The following is a 17,054-nucleotide window of genomic DNA, read 5'->3' as shown; positions in this document are numbered from 1 at the left end:
TTACCCGAGGCAGGGACCGGACAGCAAAACGGGCCCCCTCCAGGCTGGTTGTCACTCCCGTCACACCCGTCCCGGGCCGCCGACCGGCAACGCGGTCAACGGCAGCTCGGAACGATTGGCCAGTTTCATCCGCCCGGACATCCACCACGCGATCGCGCCGAACGCCACGAACTTCACGACGTCGATCGTCACCAGCGGCCAGGGCGCGTCCTTCACGCCGAGGCTCGCCCCGACCGTGTCGGTCATCGCCGCGAACACGAACGTCACCACGTTGTTGGCCGCGTGCGACGCGATGCCGGCCTCCAGTCCGCCGGTCCGGACCACGAGCAGTCCCGCGATCAGACCGAACGCGAGCCGGTCGACGAACAGCGCCGGACTCTGCCACGGCCAGATCCCGTGCGCGGCGGTGAACAGCACCCCGGTGACGATCACGGCCACCAGCGAGGTCCGCACGAACGACCCGACGGCCTGCAGCAGGTACCCGCGGAAGAAGTACTCCTCCCCCGCGGCCTGGATCGGCGAGGTCAGCAACGTGACCGCGATGACCGCGATCGCGTCCGGCGCCACGCCGCCACCGTGACGTTCACCGGTGGCGAGCGGGACGTTGAAGATCTGGATGATCGCGAACGCGATCAGTTCGAGCCCGATCGAGACCAGCGCGAACCAGGCCAGCGGACGCCACCGCAGCCGGCCGACCACCGACGACAGCAGTCCCGGTGTCTGCTTGTTCAACGCCCGGGCGATCAGCATCGACAGCGGGATCAAGGACATCACGGTCAGGTTGACGCCCAGTAAGCCGAACCAGGACAGCGTCCCCTCCGCGTCCTTGTGGATCGCGAGTTGGACACCCTGGATCACGACGCCGGTGATCATCCAGCCGACCAGGATCGTGAACGAGCCGAGGACGACGAACGCGCGCGGCGTGATGTCGTTGTCGAGGAGCCGCTGGTACGGCGTGGTCTGCTTGCTCATCACGTCGTACGGCGGGCGCGCTCGAGCCGGTGCAGGGACTTCTCCCGCCCGAGCAGTTCCAGTGACTCGAACAGCGGCGGCGAGATCCGGCGGCCGGAGATCGCCACCCGGACCGGGCCGAACGCGTTCTTCGGCTTCAGCCCGAGCCCGTCGATCAACGACGCCCGCAGCGCGGCCTCGATCGCCTCGGTCGTCCACTCCACGTCTGTCAGCGCCTTCGCCGACGCATCCAGTACGGCGCCGGCGTCACCGGTCAGCACCTTCGCGGCAGCGTCCGGGTCGACCGTGAACAGGTCCTCGGAGACGAACAGGAACCCGAGCATCTCGTCGGACTCCGACAGCGTGTTCATCCGCTCCTGCACGAGCGGTACGGCGGCCCGCAGCACCGCGAGCTGCTCCTCGGAGGGCTGCTCCGGAAGCACCCCGGCCGTGGCCAGGAACGGGATCATCCGCTGCGCGAACTCCTCCTGCGGGAGCAGCCGCATGTGGGCGGCGTTGATCGCCTCGCACTTCTTCGGGTCGAAGCGGGCCGCGTTCGAGTTCACCTTGCGGATGTCGAACGCCTCGACCATCTCCGCCATCGTGAACACGTCGCGGTCCTCGGCGATCGACCAGCCCAGCAGCGCCAGATAGTTCAGCAGCCCCTCGGGCAGGAACCCGCGGTCGACGTACTCCGTCAGCCCGGATCCCTTGTCCCGCTTGGACAGCCGCTTGTTCCCCTCGCCCATCACGAACGGCAGGTGCCCGAAGCGCGGCGTCCGGCCGCTGCCGACCCCGATGTCCGCGAGCGCCTCGTACAGGGCGATCTGACGGGGCGTCGACGGCAGCAGGTCCTCGCCGCGAAGGACGTGCGTGATCTCCATCAGCGCGTCGTCGACCGGGTTCACCAGCGGGTAGAGCGGGTAGCCGTTCGCGCGGACCAGTACGTAGTCGCCGAGGTTCTCCGGCAGGAAGGTGATCTCGCCGCGGACCAGGTCGTCGAACACGATCGGGCGGTCCGGCATCCGCAGCCGCACCACGGGCCGCCGGCCTTCGTCGACGTACGCCTGGACCTGCTCGGGCGAGAGGTTGCGGCAGTGGCCGTCGTACCCGCTGTGCTGGCCGGCCGTGCGGGCGGCCTCGCGGCGCTGGTCGAGCTCCTCCTGCGAGCAGTAGCAGTGGTAGGCCCTGCCGGCCGCCATCAGCTTCGCGACGACGTCCGCGTAGATGTCCATCCGCTCGGACTGCAGGTACGGACCGAAGTCGCCGCCGGCCTCGGGGCCCTCGTCCCAGGTCAGGCCGAGCCAGCGCAGGGCGTCGTAGGTGTACCGGTAGCCCTCGGCCGTGTTCCGGGCTGTGTCGGTGTCCTCGATGCGCAGCACCAGCTTGCCGCCGAAGTGCCGCGCGAAGGCCCAGTTGAACAGCGCGCTGCGGATGTTGCCGACGGTCAGCAGGCCGGTCGGGGACGGTGGGAACCGGACCCGGACAGCACTCGGTTCCAGACCGCCCAGTACGGCGTCAGTCACGCACGATCACCTTGTTCGTGAGGGTTCCGATTCCTTCGATGCTGACCGAGACCTCGTCACCGGGCAGCATCGGGCCGACGCCCGCCGGGGTGCCGGTGAGCACCACGTCACCGGGCAGCAGCGTGGTGAAGGAGGTGATGTAGGCCAGCACCTCGGGGATGTCGAAGATGAACTGCGACGTCCGCCCGTCCTGCTTGGGCTCACCGTTCAGTTCGGTGCTGACCCGCAGGTCGGACACGTCGAGCTCGGTGCTGATCCACGGACCGAGCGGGCAGAACGTGTCGAACCCCTTGGCCCGGGCCCACTGCCCGTCGCTCTTCTGCAGGTCGCGCGCGGTCACGTCGTTCGCGATCGTGTAGCCGAAGATCACCTCGTTGACCCGCTCCTTGGGCAGGTCCCGGCAGATCCGGCCGATCACGATCGCCAGCTCGCCCTCGAAGTGCAGGTCGTTGGTCTGCTCCGGGTAGACGATGCCGTCCCGCGGGCCGATCACGCTGGTGTTCGGCTTCAGGAAGATCATCGGCTGCTGCGGTACGTCGTTGCCGAGCTCCGCGGCATGCGCCGCGTAGTTGCGGCCGACGCAGACCACCTTGCTGCGCGGGATCACCGGCGCCAGCAGCCGGACGTCCGCGAGCTGCAGCTTCTCGCCGGTGAACTGCGCCGACCGGTAGAGCGGGTCCGAGTCGAGAACGTTGACAGTACCGGTGAGGCCTTCGGGGTCGTCGGTCTCGACGACGCCGTACTTCGGCTCGTCGTCCACGGAGAATCTGGCGATACGCACGGGCCGAGCCTACCGGGGGTACGGGATGAGACAGTTAGGCGGTGACTATCGACATCCGGCCGGCCGTTCCGGAGGAGTACGACGCGGTTGGTGAGCTGACCGTCGAGGCGTACTCGCACGACGGCTTCGTCAAGGGTGAGTACGCGATGACGCTGCGTGCAGCCGCGGACCGGGCCGCGAAGGCGGAGCTGTGGGTCGCGGCCGACTCGTCCGGTCTGCTGGGCACTGTTACCTACTGTCCTGTCGGCTCGGTCTACCGCGAGATCGGGCGGGACGACGAGGGCGAGTTCCGGATGCTCGGCGTGGCCGGTCGCGCGCGGGGCCTGGGAATCGGGACCGCGCTGACCGAGCAGTGCATCGAGCGGACCCGCGAGCTCGGCCAGCGCCGGATCGTGATGAGCAGTGCCGTCTACATGACCACGGCGCACCGCATCTACGAACGTCTCGGCTTCGTCCGCCTGCCCGAACGTGACTGGTCTCCCATCCCGGGCGTCGATCTGTACGCCTTCGCGCTGGACCTATGAGCGTCACGCTGCCGTTTGCCGAGTGGTCGTCGTACGCCGAGGATCACGCCGCGCGAGTCGACGTACTGCTGGCGGGCCACCTGGAACGGCGGCGCCGGCGGGAAGCGCATCCGGTCGAGGACTTCCTCTTCACCTACTACCCGACGCGGCCGAACCAGCTCCGCGTCTGGCACCCGGGCCCCGGGATCCGCCTGCAGGATGCGGCTTCCTACGGCGATCGGCGCGGGTACGTCGTCGTCGACGGGACCGCCACGCTCGATCCAGCCGAGATCGAACGCCGCGCGGACAGCATCACGTGGATCCGCCGGCTGCTCGCGTCGACGCTCGATCGGCAGGCCCAATTCGGCTGCTTCGGTCTGCACGAGTGGGCGATGGTCTACCGGACTCCCGACGTACGGCACACCTCCTGGCCGCTGCGGCTAGGGGCCGAGGGCACCGATCAGGTCGTCGAGTCGCACAAGATCAGCTGCTCGCACTTCGACGCGTTCCGCTTCTTCACGACCCCTGCCCGTCCGCTCAACACGCTCCAGCCCGACCGCGAGTCCCAGCCCGCCTTGGAACAGGGCGGCTGCCTGCACGCGAACATGGACCTCTACAAGTGGGCGACCAAGCTGATGCCCTTCACACCCAGCTCGCTGCTCCTGGAGTGCTTCGAGCTCGCCCGTGACATCCGCACCCTCGACATGCGCGCATCACCGTACGACCTGGCCGCGCTCGGCTACTCCCCCGTGCGGATCGAAACCCCTGACGGCAAAGCGGAGTACACCGCCGCCCAACGCGCCTTCGCCGACCGCGCCCGCCCCCTCCGCCGGCAACTCACGACCCTCTGCGACGAGCTACTCGGCTAACCTCCCTGCATGGGAAAGATCGTCGCCATCGCGTTCGCCGTACTGCTCGTCGCGATCGGTGGGGTCTGGACGCTGCAAGGCCTCGGGTACCTCAAGGGCAGCTCGATGACCGGCAGCACCCTGTGGGCGACCGTCGGCCCGATCGTCGCGGCCCTCGGCGTTTCCCTGCTGTACGTCGCGATCCGCGGGCCTAGGAAGCGCTGACTCGCAGCACTGCCCACTGGTAGTGCATGACGCGGTCGTCGTCCCAGGTCATCCACTGCTCCACCACGCCGTACCGGCCGAGCACCTGGCGCAGTCCCTCGTCGCTGCGGATGCTGAAGAACCGGCCGGGACCGTAGCCCTTGCCGTCCTCCCAGACGCGTTCGCCTGAGCTGACGTCACCCCAGAGTCCGACGGCCAGTGGCGCGCCTGGGCGCAGTACCCGGATGATCTCCTGCAGCGCTTGGTCGAGATCTTCGTCGGCGACGTGCAGCAACGTGCTCATCGTCCAGCCGGCGTCGAACGTCGCGTCGTCGAACGGCAGGTCGAGCACCGACGCGACCTCCGCGCGCAGCCCGAGTTCGCGGCAGGCGTCGACGCTGGCCGGCGACAGGTCCACGCCGGTGTAGGTGAAACCGGCCGCCGCGATCGCTTCTCCGTCGCGGCCCGGACCGCAGCCGAGCTCGAGGACCGTGTCGCGGCCTTCGGCGCGGAGTTGTTCGAGGTACGCCGTACGCCGGGCGACTCGCGGCTCGGGGAGGTCACGCTCGACGCGATCCTGGATCTCGTTGGAGTAGTAGGTGATGAGGTCCTGCTCGCGTTCCGCGCGGCTCATGGTTTCGTGACCTTCAAGGCGAAGAGGAGTGGGATACGAGGCGCGATGTCCGGCAGGCGCCACCAGCCGTCGGGAGTCTGTTGCATCGATGGCCAGCGAGGCCACGGTAGTACTTCGGACTCGCGGAGGCTGCTGAGTTGGAAGCCTGCGTCGGCGAGGGTCGTGGTGATCTCGCCGAGGCCGTGGCGCCATTCGTAGCTGGTCTGGCGGCCGGGGACCTCGTCGCCGGTGTAGGTGACGGTGGAGTCGTGAGCGATTGGCCCGCGGCCTTCGAGGTAGTCGGCGCGGAGCACGAGGTCCTCGGACTCGCCGGGCAGGGAGACCTCGCGGAGCGCGTTGAGCAGCGGGTGGAATTCGACGATGTAGAGGACGCCCCCGGGCTTGAGCAGGTCGCGGACGACCTCGGCCCACTGCTTCAGTTCGGGCAGGTAACAGAGCGCGCCCTTGCCGGTGTAGACGAGGTCGAACTGCCGTCCGTCGACCGCGTCCACGGCGTCGTACACGTTGGCGTGCAGGTAGTCGACCTCGACGCCGGCCTCGGCCGCGATCTGCCGTGCGGCCTCCAGCGACTTCTCGGACAGGTCGAGCCCGCTCGTCCGCGCACCCCGCCGCGCGAACTCGATCGTCTCGGTGCCCAGGTGACATTGCAGGTGCAGTACGTCGCGACCGTCGAGCGGGCCGAGATCCTCCCACTCGTAGTCGGCGAACCAGAACTCCGCGGGCCGGTCGTAGAAGTCGCTCGCCGCGTGCAGCGGCGCCCGTGCGTTCCAGTCGGCTTCGTTGGCGGCCACCATCTGCTGAGTCTGCGCATCCAGAGTCACAACCAGAAGTCTCCCCAGATCCGGGTCCACAGCAGGTTGTTTATCCACAGACCTTGTTCAAGGTTTGTGGATAAGCTTGAATAAGGGTATGGCACGGGTTGAGTTGCACCGCTGGCCCGGGCACCCCGACGGGTTCACCCGGGCGGAGCGCCTGGGCGGCTCGTACGAGCTGTATTTCCCCGACCCGCTGGTCGGGCGGGAGTTCGACCTGTCCGACGACGTGCTCGCGCTGCTCGAGGACGCCGCCGGCGATCTGGCCCGCCTCGACGCGACGGCCGCCGTACTGACCAACAGCGAGGCGCTGGCGCGGTTGCTGCTGCGCGCCGAAGCGGTCGGGTCGTCGCACATCGAAGGCCTCGTCGTCGGCGCGCACAGGTTGCTGAAGGCCGACGTACTGCGAGAGCGCACCCGCGACGTGACCGCCGAGGAGGTGCTCGGCGCGGTCGACGCGATGACGTGGGCGACCGAGTCCGTCCAGGCCGGGGACAAACTCGAGGTCGACCACCTGCTCGAGGCGCATCGCCGGTTGATGGCGCAGTCGCCGCACCCGGAGTACGGCGGCGAGATCCGCTACCTGCAGAACTGGATCGGCGGCCGCTCCCCCGCCGAGGCGTACTACGTGCCGCCGCCGGCGCAACTGATCCCCGAACTGCTCGCGGACCTGATGACGTTCGTCCGCGAGTCGGGGCTGCCGGTGCTGGCGAAGACCGCGATCGCGCACGCGCAGTTCGAGACGATCCACCCGTTCGCCGACGGCAACGGCCGGACCGGGCGCGCGCTGATCCACCTGATCCTGCGCGCCGAGGGCCTGATCACGCGCACCGTGCCACCGGTCTCGCTCTCGCTCGCCACCCACGCCGCGGAGTACGTCGAGACACTCACCGCCTTCCGGTACGTCGGACGCGCGACGACCGCGAAGGCCCGCGCGGCCGCGAACCCGTGGCTGCGGATGTTCGCGAAGGCCTGCACGCACGCGACTGCCGAGGCCGCACGCTTCGAGCAGAGCGCCGCAGACCTCAAGGCCGCATGGCGGGAACGCGCGGCACCGGTCCGCGCCGGCTCTGCGGCCGAACTCCTGATCGAGGCGCTGCCCGCCGCGCCGGTCCTGACGCTCGCGGCCGCGGCCCAGCTCATCGACCGGTCCCAGCAGGCCGCCAACCAAGGCCTCGCCCGGCTGGTCGAGACCGGCATCCTGCGCGAGATCACCGACGGGCGCCGCAACCGCGTCTACGAGGCGCCCGAACTGATCGACGCCTTCACGCTGCTGGAGCGTCGCTTCGCGAGTCCGGCCGCGGACACGCGGATCGAGCCGCCTAGCAGACCGGTCCCCGCGAGGCCAGAACCGACACACTAGGCGGTTTGACTTTCCGGTCGCGATCGAGCAAGAATTCGAACATATGTTCGATCGTACAGGGGAGTTGTGATGCCGGAGGCGTTCGACTGGGACATCCTGCACCGGCCGTCGGCGATGGCGATGGTCCGCGGCCAGCTCGGGTTCAGCTGGATGGTGCTGTCCGGGCGGCTCGCCCACCTGACCGACGAGCAGTACTTCTGGCGACCGAGCAGCGAGGCGCTCACCGTCGTCCGGCGGCATTACACAGGGCCGTTCCGGCCACTCGGGTCCGGTGAATGGGTCGCGCAATGGCCGGACGAGCCGGACCATCGCGGACCGCGGACGATCGCCTGGCTGATCGCGCATCTGACCGAGATGTTCTTCGAGCGCTGGGAGTGGACGTTCGGCGAGAGCCGGCAGGGGCGGGCCGACATCACGCTGCACGGCAACGCCCGGGACGCGGTCGCCTGGCTGACCTACTGGGTCGAGGCCTGGCAGGACGCGATCGCCGGTCTGGACGAGGACGCGGCGCTGACGATCGGCCTGAGTCAGGCCAACGAACTGGACGCCGCCGAACCGTTCGGCCACGTCGTCCTGCGGCTGAATCGCGAGCTGATCCATCACGGCTCGGAGATCATGACACTCCAGGACCTCTACGCGGTCGCAGCGTAATGCGGGGACGAGGACCACAAGATGTGCGACACGCGGCGTGGCGCTACCACAAGATCTAGGGCGACCCACCTAGCATCACTACTACTGGTGGTTCGGGACGGTCGGCACCACAAGATGTTGATTGTTCCGAGGCAACAGGGGAATCCGGTGCGAATCCGGAGCTGCCCCGCAACGGTGTGCGGACGTGACGTCGAGTCGTGTCCGCGAGCCCGGATACCTGCCACCGGTGCGTGTACCGCCGGTGCACGCGGTCCGAGATCTCGCGGGTGGGTCGCAGGGCGTGACGGCAGTGTTCCCGGCCGGTGCCGCCGGTCCCGTCATGCGCCCGCTCGCGTGGTCCCGGGCTTCCGAACTCTTCTGGAGCGCACACCTGTGACCATTGCTTCCTCATCTGTGCCGGCTGCGTCTGTGCCGGCTGCTTCTGTGGCGGCTGAGCTTCGCACGGAGCTCACCGTCATCCGCCGCGACGGCAGCAGTACGCCGTTCGACGCCACCAAGATCTCCGTCGCCGTGACGAAGGCGTTCCTCGCCGTCGAGGGCGCCGACGCGGGCGCCACCCACCGGGTCCGTGACCTGGTCGCCGACCTGACCGGCCGGGTCGTCGCCGCCTTGACCAGCCGCGGTGACAGCCGCCGCAGCGTGCAGGTCGAGGACATCCAGGACCAGGTCGAGCTGGCGCTGATGCGCGCCGGCGAGCACCAGGTCGCCCGTGCCTACGTGCTGTACCGCGAAGAGCGGACCAAGGCCCGCACCCCCGCCGACCCGACCGGCGTCACCGAGAAGCCGGCGCTGACCGTCCGCGCGGCCGACGGCAGCCGGTCCCCGCTCGACGTCGACCGGCTCCGGGTGATCGTCGCCGAGGCCGCCGCAGGACTCGACGCGGTTGAGCCCGAACTGATCCTGAACGAGACGCTCGGCGCCTGCTACGACGGCATCGCGCAGCACGAGGTCGAGCTCGCGCTGGTGATGGCCGCGCGGTCGTACGTCGAGACCGAGCCGCAGTACAGCTTCGCCGCGTCCCGCCTGCTGCTGGACCAGATCCGCCGCGAGGCGCTGGGCCGCGTCCACGGCGAGCCCCGGCAGGCCAGCCAGGCCGACATGACCACGGCGTACGTCGACTACTTCCCGCGCTACATCCAGGTCGGTATCGAGGCCGGGCAGCTCGACCCCGAGCTCGGCACCTTCGACCTCGACCGGCTCGCTGCCGCGATCAAGCCCGAGGCCGATCTGAACTTCACCTTCCTCAGCCTGCAGACGCTCTACGACCGGTACCTGCTGCACCTCGACAAGGTGCGGTACGAGTTGCCGCAGGCGTTCTTCCTCCGGGTCGCGATGGGGATGGCGCTGCGCGAGGACGACCGCGAGGCGCGGGCGATCGAGTTCTACGAGCTGCTCAGCTCGTTCCGCTTCATGTCGTCGACGCCGACGCTGTTCAACTCCGGCACCACCCGGCCGCAGCTGTCGTCGTGCTTCCTGACCACGGTCGAGGACGACCTGTCCGGCATCTTCACCGGCATCCGCAACAACGCCCTGCTCGCGAAGTACTCCGGCGGCCTCGGCAACGACTGGACCCCGGTCCGCGGCATCGGCGCCCACATCCGCGGCACCAACGGCGAGTCCCAGGGAGTCGTCCCCTTCCTCAAAATCGCCAACGACACCGCCGTGGCCGTGAATCAAGGTGGAAAAAGAAAGGGTGCGGTGTGTGCGTATCTCGAGACGTGGCACATCGACGTCGAGGAGTTCCTCGATCTGCGGAAGAACACCGGCGACGAGCGGCGGCGTACGCATGACATGAACACGGCCAACTGGGTGCCGGACCTCTTTATGCAGCGAGTGGAGGCCGGTGGGGAGTGGACCTTGTTCTCCCCCGACGAGGTGCCGGACCTGCACGATCTGTACGGCGCCGCGTTCGCCGAGGCGTACGCGCGGTACGAGGCGGCTGCGGATCGCGGGGAGATCCGGGTGTTCAAGCGGGTCAAGGCCGTTGACCTGTGGCGACGGATGCTGACCGTGCTGTTCGAGACCGGCCACCCGTGGATCACCTTCAAGGACGCCTGCAACCTGCGCTCGCCGCAGCAGCACGACGGCGTCGTCCACTCGTCGAACCTGTGCACCGAGATCACCCTGAACACGACCGTCGACGAAACCGCGGTCTGCAACCTCGGCTCGGTCAACCTGGTCGCCCACCTGGCCGCGGACGGTCTCGACACCGACCTGCTCCGCGACACCGTGAAGACCGCGGTGCGGATGCTCGACAACGTCATCGACGTGAACTTCTACACCACCCCGGAATCGGAGCGCGCCAACCAGCGGCACCGCCCGGTCGGCCTCGGCCTGATGGGGTTCGCCGACGCGTTGTTCACACTGCGGATCCCGTACGCGTCCGACGCCGCGGTCGAGTTCGCGGACCGCTCGATGGAGCAGATCAGCTACCACGCGATCGAGGCGTCCAGCGATCTCGCGGCCGAGCGCGGCCGGTACTCGTCGTACGACGGATCGCTGTGGAGCCTTGGGATTCTGCCGATCGACTCGCTCGACCTGCTGCACACGGCGCGCGACGGCGACGTGATCGTCGACCGCGACACGCAACTCGACTGGGACGCTCTGCGCGCGAAGGTCCTGCGCGACGGCATGCGGAACTCGAACGTGATGGCGATCGCGCCGACCGCGACGATCTCCAACATCTGCGGCGTGAGCCAGTCGATCGAGCCGACGTACAGCAACCTGTTCGTGAAGTCGAACATGTCCGGCGAGTTCACCGTCGCCAACCCGTACCTGGTTGCCGATCTGAAGGCCCGCGGGCTGTGGGACCAGGTCATGGTGTCGGACCTGAAGTACCACGACGGCGTCGTCGCGGGGATCGAGCGGATCCCGGCCGACCTGCGCGAGCTGTATGCGACGGCGTTCGAGATCGACCCGCTCTGGCTGGTGAAGGCCGCGTCGCGGCGGCAGAAGTGGATCGACCAGGCGCAGTCGCTGAACCTCTACATGGCGAAGCCGTCCGGTCGTGCGCTCGACGAGCTTTACCGGTCAGCTTGGCGTTATGGCCTCAAGACGACTTATTACCTGCGTTCCCAGTCAGCGACCCATGTCGAGAAGTCCACGCTGAAGGGCACCGACGGCCGACTCAACGCCGTACCCGTATCCCTCGCCGAACCAGCACTGCCCGAGCCCACCGGAGCGGTCTGCTCCATCGACGACCCTGACTGCGAGGCCTGCCAGTGACCACCGGACTGAGCGAGATCACCGTTGGCGCATCCCGGGTGCAGGTCACCGACAAGGCGATGATCAACTCACGCGCCGACGTGAACCAACTGCTGCCGCTGAAGTACACGTGGGCCTGGGAGAAGTACCTTGCCGGGTGCAACAACCACTGGATGCCGACCGAGGTGTCCATGCAGGCGGACATCTCACTGTGGAAGTCGAAGGACGGCCTCACCGACGACGAGCGGCTGATGCTGAAGCGCAACCTCGGGTTCTTCGCCACCGCCGAGTCCCTGGTCGCGAACAACGTCGTCCTCGCCGTCTACCGCCAGCTGAGCAACCCCGAGTGCCGGCAGTACCTGCTCCGCCAGGCGTTCGAGGAGGCCGTGCACACGCACACCTTCCAGTACATCTGCACGTCGCTCGGTCTCGACGAGGGCGAGCTGTTCAACATGTACCGCGAGGTGCCGTCGATCTCCGACAAGGACGCGTGGGCGCTGAAGTACACGCAACACCTGGAGGACCCGGATTTCCGCACCGGTACGCCGGAAGCGGACACCGCGTTCCTGCGCGACCTGATCGCGTTCTACGTCGTGTTCGAGGGGATGTGGTTCTACACCGGCTTCGCGCAGATCCTGTCGCTCGGCCGGCGCAACAAGATGGTCGGGATCGCCGAGCAATACCAGTACATCCTGCGCGACGAGTCGATCCACCTGAACTTCGGCATCGACTGCATCAACCAGATCAAACAGGAGAACCCGCACCTGTGGACGACCGCGTTCCAGGTCGAGGTCCGGCAGATGCTGACCGAGGCGTGCGAGCTGGAAGTCGCCTACGGCCGCGCGACCATGCCCAACGGCATGCTCGGCCTGACCGCGGACCTCTGCGAGCAGTACATGCACTTCGTCACGGACCGCAGAGCGGAACAAATCGGTATCGAACCGATTTTCGGTGAAACACGGAACCCCTTCGGATGGATGTCAGAGGTGATGGACCTGAAGAAGGAGAAGAACTTCTTCGAGACCCGGGTCATCGAGTACCAGTCCGCCAGCGGACTCAGCTGGGACTGACTCGATCCGGGACCATCACAGACCGGGAGGCCCGCGGTGCAACTCGCCGCTCCGCGGGCCTTCCGCCCGTCCGCGATCGGTCAGCGTGGGTTGTTGGCGTGGGTCAGCGTCTCCCAGGCGAAGAAGTAGTTGGCGCCTGCGGGGCGTTTGGCTTCGGTGTAGGCCAGAGTTGTGGGCATCTGCTGGCCGAGGCGGTTGTGGTAGTGGTTGTAGACGATCTCGGTGACGGCGCCCAGGCCCAACTTCACCGTTCCACCGCAGAGGTCGGGCGGAACAGCCGCGCCGTTCTCCAGGCGGGTGTGGAAGTAGTAGCCGTCGGTCAGGCGCTTGCCGGCTTCGCCGTACAGATTGACACCCTGGTGCCAGGCAGTCTCGGCGACGTGGGTGGCGGCGGTCAGACCCCAGCCGGTGTGGCCGAAGTCGCGGCAGGTCTCCTGGGCGAGGCCGTTCGTGAACGTCGACTGCCCCTGCCAGTAGTCGACGATCTCGTCGCGGGTGTCCATCGGGCAGGTCGTCGGCGCCTTCGGGTCGGCGCCGTCGCTCGTCTCATAGATGTAGCCGGGCAGCCGGCCGCGCCAGATGCTGATCGCCTTGTTGAAGGCGGCGTGGTCGTCGAGGAACACCGCGATCCCGATCGCGGCGTCGGTCATGATCAGTTCCCAGTTGCCGTTCTTGCACCCGGCGCCGTTGCGCACCTCGGGCAGGTAGATGGTGCGCAGCATCGTCTCGAAGCGCACCCGCTGCGTCCACGGACCGCCGTACGTGTGCTTGATCAGCTCGCCGGCGCGGGAGAACGACGCGCCGGACCAACCGGTTTGCAGCGGTGCGTTGCTGTTCGTGTGGTCGCGCAGTACGGCGGACCACGCGTCCATGATCTCGATCGACTTCTTGGCGTAGCGGTCGTCGCGCGTGATGTACCAGAGCAGCGCATGCGTGTACGCCGCCAGCGCGTCGTTGCGCTCGTCGGAGCAGCCGTAGTTCGGGTTCGAGTTGGAACCGCACTCGACGATCGCGCGCGGCTTCGGGGTGTACGCGAGGTCGGCGTACGAGCTGGCTTTCATCGCGTCGTACGCCGCCTTCTGCGGCTGGGCTCCGGCCAGGACCTGCTGCCGGGCGAAGTCGAGTTGCGCCTTGTCGACAAGCACACCGGGATGCTTGAACGCGGCCGGCGCCGGCGGTGGACCGGCGGTGCTCGGCTGGGCGACGGCCAGTACTGCGGTGGCCGCGATCAGCGCTGTGGTCAGGGCAAGGAGGAGTGGGCGGTGCAGTCGGATCATGGGCGGTCTCCTGGGCGAAGGGGCGCGCCCAGGAAGCTACCCAGCGACCGGGTATTTGTAAACCTTCCTAGCCAAATTCAGTCGAGCAACGCGAGGATCTCCGCCGTCGAGCTGCCCGCCGCCTCTTGGCCGACTAGCTGACTGCCACCTCGAGGACGCCGATCACCTTCTCGAGCCGGGCGGCTACCCGCCCGGCGTCGAAACCGTTGCCTTCGACGACGATCCGCAGCTCGCCCCGGTCCAGCGACAGGGCGAGCTCGCGGACGTCGTACGGATTGAGCAGTACGGCGATCCGCGCCAGCAGACCGGTCGTCTCGACCACCTCGGCGGTGAAGACCGTCATCGTGCGCTCGACGGCGAGCAGGCTCATCGGACGACCTCCTTGTGGCGCAGGAGGCCGAACGTGAAGCCGTCGACCAGTGCCTCCCAGGAGGCCTCGACGATGTTGTGGCCGACCCCGACCGTCACCCACGAGCCCTCGCCGTCCGCGGTCTCGATCAGCACTCTGATCACCGCGTCCGTCCCGTGCCCCTGGTCGAGGATGCGGACCTTGTAGTCGACCAGCTCGAACTTGTTCACCACCGGGTACGCGCGCTCGATCGCGGTCCGCAGCGCGTGGTCGAGCGCGTTGACCGGGCCGTTGCCCTCGCCCGTGACGATCTCCCGCTCGCCGCCCGCGACCAGCTTCACCGTCGACTCCGACACCGCCTCGCCGTCGGCGCGCGACTCGGTGATCACGCGCCAGGACTCGACGTCGAAGAACGAGGTCCGCTGCCCGGTGACCTCCTCGGTCAGCAGCAGCGAGAACGACGCGTCCGCTGCCTCGAACGTGTACCCGCGGGACTCCATCTCCTTCACCCGATCGGTCACCCGGGTGACCAGCTCGCGGTCGCTGCCGAGGTCGAACCCGAGCTCCCGGCCCTTCAGCTCGACGCTCGCCCGGCCCGCCATCTCGGACACCAGCATCCGCATGTCGTTGCCGACCTTGGCCGGATCCGTGTGCTGGTAGAGATCCGGGTCCACCTTGATCGCGCTGGCGTGCAGGCCCGCCTTGTGGGCGAACGCGGACACACCGACGTACGGCTGCCGGGTCGACGGCGGCACGTTCGTCACTTCGGCGATCGCGTGCGCGAGCCGGAACGACTCGGCGAGATTGCCCTCCGGGAGCAGTCGCAGGTCGCGCTTGAGCTCGAGGTTGGCGACGATCGCCAGCAGGTCGGCGTTACCGGTGCGTTCGCCGTACCCGTTGATCGTTCCCTGGACGTGCGTGACGCCGGCCTCGACGGCGGCGATCGTGTTCGCCACCGCGCAGCCGGCGTCGTTGTGACAGTGGATGCCGAGCCTGGCCCCGGTCGATTCGAGTACGTCGCGGACGACGTCCTGGAGCTCCCGGGGCAAGGTCCCGCCGTTGGTGTCGCACAGGGCGACGACGTCGGCACCGGCCTCGGTGGCTACTCGTACGACCTCGAGCGCGTAGGCACGGTTCGCGCGGTAGCCGTCGAAGAAGTGTTCGGTGTCGAGGAAGACCCGCTGACCGTTCTCCCGCAGGTGCCGCACGGTATCGGCGACCATCCGGAGGTTCTCGTCGAGCGTCGTACGCAGCGCCCGCTCGACGTGCGCGTCGTGGCTCTTGGCAACGAGTGTGACGACGCCGGCGCCGGACTCCCGCAGCGCGGCGACCTGCGGGTCGTCGGCGGCGACGGCCGCCGGCTTGCAGGTCGCACCGAAGGCCGCGAACGTCGCGTGCCGCAGGTGCAGTTCGGTTTTCGCCCGCTCGAAGAACTCGGTGTCCTTGGGTACGGCGCCCGGCCAGCCGCCCTCGATGAAGCCGACACCCAGCTCGTCCAGGTAGTGCGCGATGGCGATCTTGTCGGCCACGGACAGTGCCAGACCCTCCTGCTGCGCACCGTCGCGCAGAGTCGTGTCGTACACGTGGAAATCGTCCGAGATAGTCATGGGGGTCGGCCTTCCGGAGGGGTGTGCGGCGTCGATACGGGCAAACAAAAAACCTCCCGCAAGGTGCGAGAGGTCTGCGCGCTCAGGTACAGCTTGCCGAGCGCGCCTAGGAAATAATCACCCGATAGTGCTTCATGACGTTTTGCAGTCTGCCACACAATGTCCGGACCATGACGGGCCCGTCTCGCATCACGAACATTCAGTACGCGGAGGCGTACTGGAGTTCAGGCCCGAAGATTAGGCCCGAAGATTAGGCACTGAGGGACCAGCCGGGATCATCCCAGGCGGTGTAGAAGTCTTCGCGGGTGAGCGGACGCAGGCCCCAGTCCTCGCGGTCGAGGGACTGGTCGGTGAGCATTCCCTCGTCGTCCTCGAGGCGCTGCCACCAGTACCGCCGTACCTCGCCGTCCTCCCCCACCCCGAGCTGGCGGACGACGACCCATTCCCGCTCGTGCCAGACCGCCTCGTACAGCCAGTCGGTGCCGTAGTCGTCGACAGCCGCGCCGTACGTCCGAGACGCCGTCCCACGATCCAGATCCCGAATCAGCTCAACCGTCGACCGAATCGCGGCGGACGTCTCGGCGGACCATCCCCGGCGCTCGGCCAACTCGGCGTAGTAGCCCTCGACGTCGTCCGGGAAGCTGCTCATGGCGCCCGACCCTATCGAACCGGACCTGTGGACAGCGACCGCCGGTCCGGCCCTCAGACCTGAAAAGATCCTGTGAAACATCCGCTGGAGAGATGGGATTCATCAAGTGAGTGAGCCCGACGACCAGGTTGACCTGAACGTCCTGAAGGCTCCGTTGCCACCGCGGGGCGAAAGAGATCCCCTGCAACGGCTGCGGTTCCAGCTGCTGGGTTACGCCACCGCGCTTGCGGTGCTGGTCACGCTCACGCCGACCTGGCTGACCCGGGAGTACAGCCGCGGCAGCCTCCACCTGTACACCGGATTCGGCATGGCCCGCGACGCCACGATCCTCGGCAGCGCGGCCAACCTTCTGTTCATCGCGTACGTCGTCCTGGTGCTGGTCGCACTGGCCACGCCGACGAAGATCGCCGCCTTCGCCTGTGCGTACGCCGGGCTTGTGGACACGATCGTCATCATGCTGCTGAAGCCGGAGGGGAGTCGGCAGACCGAGATCGCCTGGACCGGGGCGCCGATCCTCGCGCTCGGCCTCTGGCTGCTCCTGGCCGTCATCAACACCATCGGCTGGTTCGAGACCAGGCCCCGGTCATGACGAAGGCCCGGCGGTAGATCGCCGGGCCTTCGTCAC

Annotated in this window: 17 protein-coding genes and 1 riboswitch; of the genes, 8 read left to right on the top strand and 9 right to left on the bottom strand. The window is 67.9% G+C overall.

Features of this window, described 5'->3' with window-relative positions:
* Positions 1-60: 60 nt before the first annotated feature.
* The 3 genes from E0H45_RS37920 to E0H45_RS37910 are packed head-to-tail and all read right to left on the bottom strand — an operon-like array spanning position 61 to position 3,258.
* Complete coding sequence (locus E0H45_RS37920) at positions 61-972, bottom strand: CPBP family intramembrane glutamic endopeptidase (RefSeq protein ID WP_131346824.1); 912 nt, start codon at positions 970-972, stop codon at positions 61-63.
* Entirely contained in the window at positions 972-2,477 is a 1,506-nt protein-coding gene (gene gltX / locus E0H45_RS37915; RefSeq protein ID WP_202872713.1) for a glutamate--tRNA ligase, read from the bottom strand. The genes E0H45_RS37920 and gltX overlap by 1 nt, the downstream gene beginning before the upstream one ends.
* Complete coding sequence (locus E0H45_RS37910; protein WP_131346822.1) at positions 2,470-3,258, bottom strand: fumarylacetoacetate hydrolase family protein; 789 nt, start codon at positions 3,256-3,258, stop codon at positions 2,470-2,472. The genes gltX and E0H45_RS37910 overlap by 8 nt, the downstream gene beginning before the upstream one ends.
* A gap of 41 nt (positions 3,259-3,299) precedes the next feature.
* Here E0H45_RS37910 and E0H45_RS37905 point away from each other — a divergent pair, with 41 nt between their 5' ends.
* Genes E0H45_RS37905 through E0H45_RS37895 form a run of 3 tightly spaced genes read left to right on the top strand, consistent with a single transcriptional unit; the run spans position 3,300 to position 4,834 of the window.
* Positions 3,300-3,782, top strand: coding sequence for a GNAT family N-acetyltransferase (locus E0H45_RS37905; RefSeq protein WP_131346820.1), 483 nt, complete (start codon positions 3,300-3,302; stop codon positions 3,780-3,782).
* Positions 3,779-4,630, top strand: coding sequence for a 3-methyladenine DNA glycosylase (locus tag E0H45_RS37900; protein ID WP_131346818.1), 852 nt, complete (start codon positions 3,779-3,781; stop codon positions 4,628-4,630). Before E0H45_RS37905 ends, E0H45_RS37900 begins: the two co-directional genes overlap by 4 nt.
* A gap of 9 nt (positions 4,631-4,639) precedes the next feature.
* The gene (locus E0H45_RS37895; protein ID WP_131346816.1) at positions 4,640-4,834 is read left to right on the top strand and encodes a hypothetical protein; all 195 of its coding nucleotides are present in this window, start codon (positions 4,640-4,642) and stop codon (positions 4,832-4,834) included.
* Here E0H45_RS37895 and E0H45_RS37890 read toward each other — a convergent pair.
* On the bottom strand, positions 4,821-5,447 hold the full coding sequence (locus E0H45_RS37890) for a class I SAM-dependent methyltransferase (RefSeq protein WP_131346814.1): 627 nt from the start codon (positions 5,445-5,447) through the stop codon (positions 4,821-4,823). The genes E0H45_RS37895 and E0H45_RS37890 overlap by 14 nt on opposite strands.
* Positions 5,444-6,268 carry a class I SAM-dependent methyltransferase gene (locus E0H45_RS37885; RefSeq protein WP_131346812.1) on the bottom strand — a complete coding sequence of 275 codons (825 nt, stop codon included), beginning with the start codon at positions 6,266-6,268 and terminating at the stop codon, positions 5,444-5,446. Before E0H45_RS37885 ends, E0H45_RS37890 begins: the two co-directional genes overlap by 4 nt.
* 88 nt (positions 6,269-6,356) lie before the next feature.
* Between E0H45_RS37885 and E0H45_RS37880 the strand changes: the two genes are divergently transcribed.
* The 4 genes from E0H45_RS37880 to E0H45_RS37865 all read left to right on the top strand — a co-directional run bounded on the left by E0H45_RS37880 (position 6,357) and on the right by E0H45_RS37865 (position 12,547).
* On the top strand, positions 6,357-7,622 hold the full coding sequence (locus E0H45_RS37880; protein WP_238155624.1) for a Fic family protein: 1,266 nt from the start codon (positions 6,357-6,359) through the stop codon (positions 7,620-7,622).
* 69 nt (positions 7,623-7,691) lie between these two features.
* A complete protein-coding gene (locus tag E0H45_RS37875) occupies positions 7,692-8,273 on the top strand; it encodes a DinB family protein (RefSeq protein ID WP_131346810.1) in 582 nt (193 codons plus the stop codon).
* 71 nt (positions 8,274-8,344) lie between these two features.
* A riboswitch (cobalamin riboswitch) is annotated at positions 8,345-8,512 on the top strand.
* A 184-nt stretch (positions 8,513-8,696) separates the two neighbouring features.
* Positions 8,697-11,498 carry a ribonucleoside-diphosphate reductase subunit alpha gene (locus tag E0H45_RS37870; protein ID WP_238155623.1) on the top strand — a complete coding sequence of 934 codons (2,802 nt, stop codon included), beginning with the start codon at positions 8,697-8,699 and terminating at the stop codon, positions 11,496-11,498.
* Entirely contained in the window at positions 11,495-12,547 is a 1,053-nt protein-coding gene (locus E0H45_RS37865) for a ribonucleotide-diphosphate reductase subunit beta (RefSeq protein ID WP_238155622.1), read from the top strand. The genes E0H45_RS37870 and E0H45_RS37865 overlap by 4 nt, the downstream gene beginning before the upstream one ends.
* 80 nt (positions 12,548-12,627) lie before the next feature.
* Here E0H45_RS37865 and E0H45_RS37860 read toward each other — a convergent pair whose 3' ends face one another.
* The 4 genes from E0H45_RS37860 to E0H45_RS37845 form a co-directional block, all read right to left on the bottom strand.
* Positions 12,628-13,824 (bottom strand): alginate lyase family protein, encoded by a 1,197-nt coding sequence (locus tag E0H45_RS37860; RefSeq protein ID WP_131346804.1) that lies wholly within the window; start codon positions 13,822-13,824, stop codon positions 12,628-12,630.
* 133 nt (positions 13,825-13,957) lie between these two features.
* Positions 13,958-14,194, bottom strand: coding sequence for a hypothetical protein (locus tag E0H45_RS37855; protein WP_131346802.1), 237 nt, complete (start codon positions 14,192-14,194; stop codon positions 13,958-13,960).
* Positions 14,191-15,780, bottom strand: coding sequence for a citramalate synthase (cimA, locus tag E0H45_RS37850; RefSeq protein ID WP_131346800.1), 1,590 nt, complete (start codon positions 15,778-15,780; stop codon positions 14,191-14,193). Before cimA ends, E0H45_RS37855 begins: the two co-directional genes overlap by 4 nt.
* A gap of 250 nt (positions 15,781-16,030) precedes the next feature.
* The gene (locus E0H45_RS37845; protein WP_131346798.1) at positions 16,031-16,429 is read right to left on the bottom strand and encodes a hypothetical protein; all 399 of its coding nucleotides are present in this window, start codon (positions 16,427-16,429) and stop codon (positions 16,031-16,033) included.
* A 106-nt stretch (positions 16,430-16,535) separates the two neighbouring features.
* Between E0H45_RS37845 and E0H45_RS37840 the strand changes: the two genes are divergently transcribed.
* A complete protein-coding gene (locus E0H45_RS37840) occupies positions 16,536-17,018 on the top strand; it encodes a hypothetical protein (RefSeq protein ID WP_131346796.1) in 483 nt (160 codons plus the stop codon).
* Positions 17,019-17,054 lie beyond the last annotated feature (36 nt).

The sequence above is a fragment of the Kribbella soli genome (genome assembly GCF_004331345.1).
GTDB lineage: Bacteria > Actinomycetota > Actinomycetes > Propionibacteriales > Kribbellaceae > Kribbella > Kribbella soli.
Note: the sequence above shows the minus strand (reverse complement) of the source record. Positions and strands in the feature narration are given on the sequence as shown.

Bases quoted from the DNA above. Each gene is read 5' to 3' on its own strand.
- E0H45_RS37875 (WP_131346810.1), top strand. From the start codon at position 7,692: ATGCCGGAGGCGTTCGACTGGGACATCCTGCACCGGCCGTCGGCGATG.
- E0H45_RS37895 (WP_131346816.1), top strand. From the start codon at position 4,640: ATGGGAAAGATCGTCGCCATCGCGTTCGCCGTACTGCTCGTCGCGATC.
- E0H45_RS37855 (WP_131346802.1), bottom strand. From the start codon at position 14,194: ATGAGCCTGCTCGCCGTCGAGCGCACGATGACGGTCTTCACCGCCGAG.
- E0H45_RS37845 (WP_131346798.1), bottom strand. From the start codon at position 16,429: ATGAGCAGCTTCCCGGACGACGTCGAGGGCTACTACGCCGAGTTGGCC.
- E0H45_RS37890 (WP_131346814.1), bottom strand. From the start codon at position 5,447: ATGAGCCGCGCGGAACGCGAGCAGGACCTCATCACCTACTACTCCAAC.
- E0H45_RS37920 (WP_131346824.1), bottom strand. From the start codon at position 972: ATGAGCAAGCAGACCACGCCGTACCAGCGGCTCCTCGACAACGACATC.
- E0H45_RS37880 (WP_238155624.1), top strand. From the start codon at position 6,357: ATGGCACGGGTTGAGTTGCACCGCTGGCCCGGGCACCCCGACGGGTTC.
- E0H45_RS37900 (WP_131346818.1), top strand. From the start codon at position 3,779: ATGAGCGTCACGCTGCCGTTTGCCGAGTGGTCGTCGTACGCCGAGGAT.
- cimA (WP_131346800.1), bottom strand. From the start codon at position 15,780: ATGACTATCTCGGACGATTTCCACGTGTACGACACGACTCTGCGCGAC.
- E0H45_RS37860 (WP_131346804.1), bottom strand. From the start codon at position 13,824: ATGATCCGACTGCACCGCCCACTCCTCCTTGCCCTGACCACAGCGCTG.